Here is a 10,637-nt window from a genome sequence, read left to right as displayed (position 1 = left end):
GCTCGGCGGGCATGGCGGTCGTGCGCGAGCTGTGGCAGATGCGCCTCGACCTCGCGCGGCGGCCCACGGCGCCGGACCGGCCGCTGCCGCCCGGGGTCACGGTGCGCGCGTTCGTGCCGGGACAGGACGAGGAGGCGTGGCGCCGGGTCAACTCGCGCGCGTTCGCCCACCACCCCGAGCAAGGCCGCATGACGAGCGCGGACCTGCGGGCGCGCGAGGCCGAGCCGTGGTTCGACCCGGCCGGCTTCCTGCTCGCCGAGCGCGACGGCGTCCTGCTCGGCTCGGTGTGGACCAAGGTCCACCCGGCGGGTGAGCACGGCGACGAGCCGGTCGGGGAGATCTACGTCGTCGGCGTCGACCCGGACGCCCAGGGGCTCGGGCTGGGCGGCGCGCTGACCGACCTCGGGCTGACGCACCTGACGGTCACCGGGCTGCGCTCGGCGATCCTCTACACCGAGGCGGCGAACGAGGTCGCCATCAGGACGTACCGCCGTGCGGGGTTCGTGCGCAGCGGGGTGGACGTGATGTTCGGGGACGACACGCCTCGTTCACCCAGTGGTGCCACCATGGCCCCATGACGGACGCGACCGCCCTCGACTCCGAGCTCGAGGACCGCATCGCCGAGCACCTCGCGCGCGCCGACGCCGCCGTGCCGAGCGTGGAGCTCGAGCCCCTGCCGCACGACCGCTTCCTCGACCGCGAGCTGTCGTGGCTCGCGTTCAACCAGCGGGTCCTGGAGCTCGCGGAGGACGTCGACCTGCCGCTGCTCGAACGCGTGCGGTACCTCGCGATCTTCGCCTCGAACCTGGACGAGTTCTTCATGGTGCGCGTCGCGGGCCTCAAGCGGCGGATCGCCACGGGCATCGCGGTGACCGCGGCGTCCGGGCTGAGCCCGCGACAGGTGCTCGAGGCGATCAGCGAGAAGGCGCACGAGCTCATGGACCGGCACGCGCGCGTGTTCGTCGACCACGTGCAGCCCGCGCTCGCGAGCGAGGGCATCACGCTCGTGCGCTGGCAGGACCTGGGCGAGTCGGAGCAGGACCGCCTGCGCAAGTTCTTCAAGCGGCAGATCTTCCCGGTGCTCACGCCGCTCGCGGTGGACCCGGCGCACCCGTTCCCGTACATCTCGGGGCTCTCGCTCAACCTCGCGGTCGTCGTCGTGAACCCGGTGACCGGCAAGGAGCACTTCGCGCGCGTGAAGGTCCCGCCGCTCCTGCCGCGGTTCATCGCGGTCGACGCCTCGGGCCGGCCCAGCGCGCCCGACGAGCAGACGGCGTCGGTCGAGAAGGGCCCGACGAGCTTCGTGCCCGTCGAGGACGTGATCTCCGAGCACCTCGACCACCTCTTCCCCGGCATGGAGGTGCGCGAGCACCACACGTTCCGGGTGACGCGCAACGAGGACGTCGAGGTCGAGGAGGACGACGCCGAGAACCTCCTCAAGGCGATGGAGAAGGAGCTGCTGCGCCGGCGGTTCGGCCCGCCGGTCCGCCTCGAGATCGCCGAGGGCATCAGCCCCCGCATCCGCACGCTGCTCGTGCGCGAGCTCGGCATGGCGGAGGACGAGGTCTACGAGCTGCCCGCGCCGCTCGACCACACGGGGCTCAACGTCATCGCCGACCTGGACCGCAGCTCGCTGCAGTTCCCGCGGTTCGTGCCGACGACGCACCGCCAGCTCGCCGAGGTCGAGTCGGCCACGCCCACGGAGATGTTCGCCAAGATCCGCGAGCGCGACATCCTGCTGCACCACCCGTACGACTCGTTCTCGACGAGCGTGCAGACGTTCCTCGAGCAGGCCGCGGCGGACCCGAACGTGCTGGCGATCAAGCAGACGCTGTACCGCACGTCGGGCGACTCACCGATCGTCGACGCCCTGATCGACGCGGCCGAGGCCGGCAAGCAGGTCCTGGCCCTCGTGGAGATCAAGGCCCGGTTCGACGAGCAGAACAACATCTCGTGGGCGCGCAAGCTCGAGCAGGCGGGCGTGCACGTCGTGTACGGGATCGTCGGGCTCAAGACGCACTGCAAGCTCAGCCTGGTGGTGCGTCAGGAGGCCGACGGGTTGCGGCGCTACAGCCACGTCGGCACCGGCAACTACCACCCGAAGACCGCGCGGCTCTACACCGACCTGGGGCTGCTCACGAGCGACCCGGACGTCGGGCAGGACCTCACGCGGCTGTTCAACCAGCTCTCGGGCTACGCCCCCAAGAGCCGCTTCCACCGGCTGCTCGTCGCGCCCCGCTCGGTGCGCACCGGGCTCGTGGAGCGGATCGACCGCGAGGCGGAGGCCGCGCTGGCCGGGCAGCCCGCGTGGATCAAGATCAAGGTCAACTCGATGGTCGACGAGGCGACGATCGACGCGCTGTACCGCGCGAGCCAGGCGGGCGTGCCCGTCGACCTCGTCGTGCGCGGGATCTGCGCGCTGCGTCCCGGCGTCCCCGGCCTGAGCGAGACCATCCGCGTGCGCTCGATCCTGGGCCGCTTCCTCGAGCACTCGCGCGTGTTCGCGTTCGCGCACGCCCAGCCGGCTCCCGAGGACGGCTTCGAGGGGCCCGAGGTGTTCATCGGCTCGGCTGACCTCATGCACCGCAACCTCGACCGGCGCGTCGAGGCGCTCGTGCGGGTGGCCGACCCGGACCAGGTCGCGGAGATCGTCGACCTGATCGACGAGTCCGTCGCGCCCACCACGTCGTCGTGGCACCTGGAGCCCGACGGCTCGTGGCAGCGGCACTCGCGCGCGCAGGACGGCACGCCGCTGCTCGACCAGCAGTCCGCTCTCATCACGCGCCAGCGGCGGCGGCCGGGCTCGGGCCTGTGAGCTCGACGCCCAGCACGACCGTCGTCGAGGCGGCCGGTGCGCTGGTCTGGCGCGTGCGCACCGGGCGCCTGCAGGTGGCCCTGGTGCACCGGCCGCGCTACCGCGACTGGTCGTGGCCCAAGGGCAAGCTCGACCCCGACGAGACCGTCGTGGCCGCCGCGTGGCGCGAGGTCGCCGAGGAGACCGGGCACGACGTCGTGCTCGGCGTCCCGCTGCCCCCGCTCGAGTACACGCTGTCCGACGGTCGCCTCAAGCGCGTGCACTACTGGGCCGCGCAGGTCGCGGGGCGCGACGACGCGGCGGCCCTGCGCGCACGGCCGCCCGTGCCGCGGGCGTCGCGCGACGAGATCGACCAGGTGCGCTGGTACGACGTCGAGGCCGCCGCGGCGCGCCTGACGCGACCCGGCGACCGCGCGCCGCTCGTCGCGCTGGTCGCCGCGCACGCCAAGGGCCGCCTCGACACGCGCGCCGTGATCGTCGCGCGCCACGGCACGGCCAAGCGCCGCAGCACGTGGCCCGACGGCGAGGAGTCACGTCCGCTCACGCCGGTCGGCCGTCGGCAGGCGGCGCAGCTCGTGCCGGTGGTCTCCGCGTTCGGCGCGGTGCGGGTGGTGACCAGCCCGTGGCGGCGCTGCGTCGAGACCGCGCAGCCTTACGCGTCGGGCGCGCAGGTGCCCATCGAGAACGTCGCGGCCCTGTCCGAGCACGGGCACGCGCACGCGCCGCAGGACGTCGCCGCCCTCGTCGGCGAGCTGCTCCAGTGGCCGGGCGACTCGCTGCTGTGCACGCACCGCCCCGTCCTGCCGACCGTCATGCAGGCGCTGGCCGCCCACGCCCGGCGCTCGGTGCGCGAGGCGCTGCCGGCCGACGAGCCCTACCTGCACCCCGGGCAGGTGCTCGTCGCGCACGTCGCGCAGCGCGCGTCGGGGCCGCGCGTGGTCGCGGTCGAGACGCACCGCTCCTGGATGTGACCGACGACCGGCTGTGACGTGCCGCACCCCGGGACGTCCACCCCGCCCTGGTGGGCCGCGGCGGGCCTTACGATGATCGAGCGACGTCGGGCCGCGGTAGCCCCGGGCTCCATCTTCAGCCGCTTCGAGCGGCCGTGCGCCGAGAGGCGCTCCCGGTCCGGCGTCGCGCTCCCGTCAGTCCCCCCGGTCAGTCAGGAGAGTGCCCACGGACATCCGGTGAGCCTGTCACCATGTGTCCATGCGGTCGACGCACCCCGTTTCAGGAATCGTCGTCCGGGAACTAGCCTGAGCCCGACCTACCTCCCCTCCTCCGGAGCCTGAAGTGCGCCTGCGCCTGACACCGCGCGACACCACGTTCTTCGACCTGTTCGCTGCGTCCGCGCAGCACCTGGTCACGGGAGCGAACCTGCTGAGCGAGATGCTCGGCGCCACGCCTGCGGCCCGTAAGGAGATCAACAAGCGGATCTCCGAGGCCGAGCACCTCGCGGACGAGGCGACGCACCAGATCATGCGTCGGCTCAACCAGACGTTCGTGACGCCGTTCGACCGCGACGACATCTACATGCTCGCCTCGGCGCTCGACGACTGCATGGACTACATGGACGAGGCCGCCGACCTCATGGTCCTGTACAAGGTCGGCGAGCTGCCGGCGCGCGTCGCCGACCAGGTCCAGGTCCTGCAGCGGTGCGCCGAGCTGACCGCCGAGGCCATGCCGCGGCTGCGCTCGATGGACTCGCTCTCGGAGTACTGGGTCGAGGTCAACCGCCTCGAGAACCAGGCGGACAAGACGTTCCGCAAGCTCCTCGCGCAGATGTTCGACGAGATCGCCGACCCGATCCTGCTCATGAAGTTCAAGGAGATCGTCGAGGCGCTCGAGGACGCGGCTGACGCGTTCGAGAAGGTCGCCAACGCGGTCGAGACGATCGCCGTCAAGGAGTCCTGAGCTCCGTGGAGGTCGCGCTCGTCATCCTCGTCGTCGCGCTCGCGCTCGGCTTCGACTACACCAACGGGTTCCACGACGCCGCGAACGCCATCGCGACGTCCGTCTCGACCCGTGCGCTGACGCCCCGGATCGCGCTGATCATGGCCGCGGTCATGAACTTCGCGGGTGCGCTGCTGGGCACCGAGGTCGCCGAGACGATCGCGAAGTCGATCGTCGACTTCCAGGACGCCGCACCGCACTCCCAGCTCGTCGTCGTCCTGTGCGCGCTCATCGGCGCGATCACCTGGAACCTCATCACCTGGTGGTTCGGCCTGCCGTCGTCGTCGACGCACGCGCTCATCGGCGGTCTCGTCGGCGCGGGCCTCGCGGGCGGTCTGGGGGTCTACGGCTCCGCGATCGTCGACAAGGTCGTCCTGCCGATGATCTTCTCGCCGCTCGTCGGCTTCGGTCTCGCGTTCGTCATCATGGTGCTGCTGCTGTGGGCCGTGCGGAACGCGAACCCCACGCGGGCCATGCGCCGCTTCCGCCTCTCGCAGACGGTCTCCGCGGCCGCGATGGCGCTCGGCCACGGTCTGCAGGACGCGCAGAAGACGATGGGTGTCATCGTCATGGCGCTCGCGGCCGTCGGCTGGGCCACGCCCGGTGAGATCCCCCTGTGGGTCAAGCTCGCCGCGGCCGGTGCGATCTCCGCGGGCACGTACGCGGGTGGCTGGCGGATCATGCGCACGCTCGGCCGCAAGATCATCGAGCTCGACCCGGCGCGCGGCCTCGTCGCCGAGTCCGTCTCGGCCGTGGTGCTCTACGTCAACGCCTTCGCGCTGCACGCGCCGGTCTCGACCACGCACACCATCACGTCGGCGATCATGGGCGTCGGCGCGACCAAGCGGCTGTCGGCCGTGCGCTGGGGCGTCGCCAAGAACATCGCCATCGCGTGGGTCCTGACGATCCCGGCGGCGGCGCTCGTCGCGGCGCTCTTCACCCTGGTGCTGCGCCCGATCCTCGGCGCCTGACACCCGGGGGCCTCGCGCCCGACGCCTGACGCCCGGGCCTCGGCCCCGTCAGTCGAGTCGGCCGGCGCGCCACAGGCGCGCGGCGTCCTCGAGCTCCTCGGCCGTGCGCAGCAACGCGGAGGCGCCGAGCGTCATGCGCGTCGCGCCGGTCGGGTCGACGTCGTCGAGCCGGTCGGCGTCGAACGCCGCACCCGCGGCGAGCACGCGGCAGAACGCGCCCGCACGCTCGAGCGCGACGTCGAGGTCGCCCGTGTAGACGCCCGAGAGCACCGCATCGGCGACGGCGCGCACGTCGGCGGGTCCGGGGGCGTCGGCGACGCCCGCGACGACGTCGTGCACGGGCACCGCGGCGGTGCCCTGGCGGTACCGGTCCGCGACGGTCGCGGGGTCGCGGCGCACCCACTCGCGCAGCACGTACAGGCGCCACAGCGCGCCCGGCAGCGTCGTGGGCGCGCTGTCGGACCACAGGGCGGCCACGACGTCGAGGCCCTCGGTCTCGACGAGCGCGACGAGCCTCGCGACGACGTCCGGGTCGGCCGTGGCGCGCCCCTGGTGCACGAGCGCCGCGGCGGTGGTGTGGGCGATCTCGGAGCGCAGCGCGGGGTCGATCGCGCCCGGGAGCTCGTCGGCCTCCTGCGGGTCCATCATCGCGGGTCGGCGCGGGCGGCGCGGTTCGTCAGCCACGCCTCACCTCCTCCTCGTCGGGCGTCGGCGGCACGTCCGGATCGGGTGCCCCGGCCATCTCTCGAGGTGCAGCGTCGCACGTCGCGGTCCAGTGTGTGAGTCAGGGCATCGCCCCCGCGCCGACGGGGCGGGTCGGCAGGGCTGATTCGACGAGGGCCGTCAGGGGAGAGGGGCACGCATCATGTCCACAGGAACGGGGTCCACGGGGTCGGACGAGCCGGTCGGCGCGAGCCCCGCACGCGCAGGCGGCGCGTCGGGCGCCGGGGGCCTGCGCAGCCCGCACCACGGCAAGGCGGTGGGCCTGGCGATCGCGGCGGCGGTCGGCGGCTTCCTGTTCGGCTTCGACTCCTCCGTCATCAACGGCGCGGTCAAGGCGTTCACCGACGAGTTCGCCCTGGGCGACGCCCTCTCGGGGTTCGCCGTCGCCGTGGCGCTGCTCGGCTGCGCTCTGGGCGCGTGGCTCGGCGGACGGCTCGCGGACCGGTGGGGCCGCACGCGCGTCATGTTCCTGGGCGCGGTGCTGTTCTTCGTGTCGTCGATCCTGTCCGGCATCGCGTTCGGCGTGTGGGACCTGATCCTGTGGCGTGCGATGGCCGGCATCGGCATCGGCATCGCGTCGGTCATCGCGCCGGCCTACATCGCCGAGATCGCACCCGCCACGATCCGCGGGCGGCTGGGCTCGCTGCAGCAGCTGGCGATCGTCATCGGCATCTTCGCCGCTCTGCTCTCGGACCAGATGCTGGCGCTGGCGACGCCCGGCGAGGGCGCCGACGCCTCGGGTGAGCTGTGGCTCGGCCTCGAGGCTTGGCGCTGGATGTTCATCGTCGCGGTGGTCCCCGCGACCGTGTACGGCGTGCTCGCGCTGATGATCCCCGAGTCACCGCGCTACCTGGTGGCCCAGGGCAAGCAGGACGAGGCGCTGTCCGTGCTGACCGACGTGCTCGGCACGCGCGAGGAGGCCGAGAACCGCCTGGGCGAGATCCAGCAGACGATCAAGGCGGACGAGTCGGCGCCCAAGGCGAGCCTGCGAGGGCCGCGGTTCGGCCTGCTGCCGCTGGTCTGGGTCGGGATCCTGCTGTCGGTGTTCCAGCAGTTCGTCGGGATCAACGTGATCTTCTACTACTCGAACACGCTGTGGCAGGCGGTCGGGTTCGACGAGAGCGACTCGTTCACGATCTCGACGATCACGTCGATCACCAACGTCGTCGTCACGTTCATCGCGATCGCGCTCGTCGACAAGGTCGGCCGCCGTCCGCTGCTGCTGATCGGCTCGGCCGGGATGGCGCTGTGCCTGGGGCTCATGGCGCTCGCGTTCACGCAGTCCTACGAGATCCCCGACCCCGAGAACGCGGGTGAGGTCCTCACGCAGCTGCCCGGGAGCTGGGGCACGGTCGCGCTGATCGCGGCGAACGCGTTCGTCGTGTTCTTCGGGGCGACGTGGGGCCCGCTCGTGTGGGTGCTGCTCGGCGAGATGTTCCCGAACCGCATCCGCGCCGCGGCGCTGGGGCTGGCGGCCGCCGCGCAGTGGATCGCGAACTTCCTCATCACGATCTCGTTCCCGCCGCTCCTGGGGGCGTTCGGCGCGTCGGTGCCCTACCTGATGTACGCGATCTTCGCGGCGCTGTCGTTCTTCTTCACGCTGTGGAAGGTCCCGGAGACCAAGGGCGTCGAGCTCGAGGACATGGAAGGGCTCAAGGTCGAGCGGCGCACGCGCGGCGCAGCCGCCTGACCTCGCCGGCGACCCCCTTCGGCGCGACCCCTTCGCCATGCCCACCGAGGGTCGCGGCGAGGTGTGACCGGGCAGACAGGCGAATCACTTGCATGCTGCACGCATCGGACGTACGTTTGCTTGCAGCAACCACACGTGAGGACGCCCGCCACATGCCCGCAGCACCGATCCCCGAGCTCCACATGCTCCGTGCGGTCGAGGAGCTCTGGCGCACCCTGCGGGAGGCCGGCTCGCACCTCTGGCGCGACGTGGAGTGCAGCAGGTCCACCGCGACGCTCATCCGGCTGCTGGCCACGCGCACGCGCGCGGGCAGCGCCACCCAGGTCGGCGACGTGGCGCACGCGCTGCGCGTCGACATCTCGGTCGCGAGCAGGCAGGTCAGCCAGCTCGTGGACGAGGGCCTGGTCGAGCGCACGGTCGACTCCGACGACCGGCGGGCCCGGTCCCTGCGCCTGACCCCCGCAGGGCTGGAGCGTGCCGACGTGATCGAGGCGGCGCTGCTGCGCAGCACGGTCGGCCTGTTCGCCGACTGGTCCCCGCAGGACGTCACGGCGGCCGTCGACACGATCAGACGGCTCACGACGACCTTCGACCGCGCCACCCCCGCCGCGCACGAGCGCGCCCCCGCCTGACCCTCGACCGACCCGCACGACCCACCACCGACCAGCACCTGACAGACCAGCACCTGAGAGACCAGCACCCGCCGACGCCGCCGGGCACCCGACAAGAAGAAGCAAGGAAACACCGTGCCCACCGAACCCACCACCGCGCCGACCATCGCGCCCGGAGCCGCCGCCCCCGAGGCGACCGAGTCGCACCCGCCCCGGATGACGCACCGCCAGGTGCTCGAGGCGCTCTCCGGCATCCTCCTGGGGATGTTCGTCTCGATGCTCGCGACGAGCGTCGTCTCCTCCTCGCTGCCGCGGATCATCACCGACCTCGGCGGCAAGCAGTCCGCGTTCACGTGGGTCGTGACCGCCACGCTGCTCACCACGACGATCTCCACCCCGATCTGGGGCAAGCTCGCCGACCTCGTGAACCGCAAGCTCCTCATCCAGCTCGCGCTGGGCATCACCGTCGTCTCGTCGGCGCTCGCGGGCCTCGCGCACAACACCGAGATGCTCATCGGGATGCGCGCGCTGCAGGGCATCGGCGCCGGCGGCCTGACGGCGCTGGGCACCGTGCTGATCGCGGACATCATCAGCCCGCGCGAGCGAGGTCGCTACATGGGTCTCATGGGCGCCGTGATGGGCATCAGCATGGTCGGCGGCCCGCTGCTCGGCGGCGTGATCACCGACTCCTCGCTGACGTGGCGCGCGAACTTCTTCGTCGGCCTGCCGTTCGCGGTGTTCGCGATCGTCGTCCTGCAGCGCACGCTGCACCTGCCCCCGCTGCCGCGCCGCGTGGTCAAGATCGACTACTGGGGCGCCGCGCTCCTGTCCGTCGGCATCGCGCTGCTCCTGCTGTGGGTCACGTTCGCGGGCGACAAGTTCGCCTGGGCGTCGTGGCAGACCTTCGCGATGCTCGGCGCCTCGGTCGTCACGCTCGCCGCGGCGCTGTGGGTCGAGTCGCGCGTCGACGAGCCGATCATCCCGCTGGGGCTGTTCCGCAACCGCACGCTCGTGCTGTCCGTCGTGGCCAGCGTCGCCGTCGGCATCGCGATGTTCGGCACGTCGGTGTTCCTCAGCCAGTACATGCAGCTCGCGCGCGGCAAGACGCCCACCGAGTCGGGTCTCATGACGATCCCGATGATCGCCGGCGTGCTGCTGTCGTCCACGATCTCGGGCGCGATCATCTCGCGCACCGGCAAGTACAAGGCGTTCATGATCTGGGGCGCCGTGCTCCTGACCGGCGGGATCGGCCTCATGGCGACGATCCACTACGACACGAGCTTCGTGCTCGTGAGCGCCTACATGGTGATCCTGGGCGCGGGCGTCGGGATGCTCATGCAGAACCTGGTCCTCGCGGTGCAGAACACCCTGCACGTCTCGGAGATCGGCTCGGGCACGGCGACCGTCGCGTTCTTCCGCACGCTCGGTGGCGCGATCGGCGTGTCGGCCCTGGGTGCGGTCCTGTCGAACAAGTCGACCGAGTACATCGTGCGCGGCCTGGCCACGCTCGGCATCGACCCGGCGGGTGTCGGCGGCGACGGTGCGCTGCCCGACGTCGCGACGCTGCCCGCGCCGGTGCGCACGGTCGTCGAGCAGTCGTTCGGTGACGCGATCGCGGACCTGTTCCTGGTCGCGACGCCGATCGCGCTCATCGCGCTCGTCGCGGTGCTGTTCCTCAAGGAGGTCCCGCTCGGCCGTCGCTCGGGCGTCGAGCAGCGGCTCGAGGAGGAGCTCGCGGAGTCCGCGGCGGCGATCGTCCCCGTGACCGACGAGCTCGTCCCGGTGGCTCTCGGCACGCACGACGAGAGCGCGCGCCCGGACGGGGTCACCGGCAGTGCGGCCAGGCGCCCGGTCGAGACGCAGCGCTCGCACCG

General features: G+C 72.1%; 9 protein-coding genes. 8 read left to right on the top strand and 1 reads right to left on the bottom strand.

Annotation, left to right across the window (positions count from 1 at the left end; translation table 11 throughout):
• The 5 genes from mshD to CWIS_RS14795 form a co-directional block, all read left to right on the top strand.
• A partial coding sequence (mshD, locus tag CWIS_RS14815; RefSeq protein WP_048344097.1) for a mycothiol synthase occupies nt 1-578 on the top strand: 578 nt, incomplete at its 5' end.
• On the top strand, nt 575-2,815 hold the full coding sequence (locus CWIS_RS14810; RefSeq protein WP_048344075.1) for an RNA degradosome polyphosphate kinase: 2,241 nt from the start codon (nt 575-577) through the stop codon (nt 2,813-2,815). The genes mshD and CWIS_RS14810, both read left to right, overlap by 4 nt.
• Nucleotides 2,812-3,786, top strand: a complete 975-nt coding sequence (locus CWIS_RS14805; RefSeq protein WP_048344074.1) for an NUDIX hydrolase — start codon at nt 2,812-2,814, stop codon at nt 3,784-3,786. Before CWIS_RS14810 ends, CWIS_RS14805 begins: the two co-directional genes overlap by 4 nt.
• A gap of 322 nt (nt 3,787-4,108) precedes the next feature.
• Nucleotides 4,109-4,729, top strand: coding sequence for a DUF47 domain-containing protein (locus CWIS_RS14800; RefSeq protein WP_048344073.1), 621 nt, complete (start codon nt 4,109-4,111; stop codon nt 4,727-4,729).
• Between the two features lie 5 nt (nt 4,730-4,734).
• Nucleotides 4,735-5,739, top strand: coding sequence for an inorganic phosphate transporter (locus tag CWIS_RS14795; protein WP_048344072.1), 1,005 nt, complete (start codon nt 4,735-4,737; stop codon nt 5,737-5,739).
• 48 nt (nt 5,740-5,787) lie between these two features.
• Here the strand turns inward: CWIS_RS14795 and CWIS_RS14790 are convergent, their stop codons facing one another.
• The gene (locus CWIS_RS14790) at nt 5,788-6,387 is read right to left on the bottom strand and encodes a hypothetical protein (protein ID WP_048344071.1); all 600 of its coding nucleotides are present in this window, start codon (nt 6,385-6,387) and stop codon (nt 5,788-5,790) included.
• A 217-nt stretch (nt 6,388-6,604) separates the two neighbouring features.
• On the opposite strand from CWIS_RS14790, the gene CWIS_RS14785 reads away from it, so the two are divergent.
• The 3 genes from CWIS_RS14785 to CWIS_RS14775 all read left to right on the top strand — a co-directional run.
• The gene (locus tag CWIS_RS14785; protein WP_082156506.1) at nt 6,605-8,152 is read left to right on the top strand and encodes a sugar porter family MFS transporter; all 1,548 of its coding nucleotides are present in this window, start codon (nt 6,605-6,607) and stop codon (nt 8,150-8,152) included.
• A gap of 152 nt (nt 8,153-8,304) precedes the next feature.
• Entirely contained in the window at nt 8,305-8,784 is a 480-nt protein-coding gene (locus CWIS_RS14780; protein WP_048344070.1) for a MarR family winged helix-turn-helix transcriptional regulator, read from the top strand.
• A gap of 195 nt (nt 8,785-8,979) precedes the next feature.
• On the top strand, nt 8,980-10,637 hold a 1,658-nt coding region (locus tag CWIS_RS14775; RefSeq protein WP_156186681.1), incomplete at its 3' end, for an MDR family MFS transporter.

It is taken from the genome of Cellulomonas sp. A375-1 (genome assembly GCF_001040865.1).
Classification (GTDB): domain Bacteria; phylum Actinomycetota; class Actinomycetes; order Actinomycetales; family Cellulomonadaceae; genus Cellulomonas; species Cellulomonas gelida.
The sequence above is the reverse complement of the archived record's forward strand: the minus strand, read 5'-3'. Positions and strand labels throughout refer to the sequence as shown.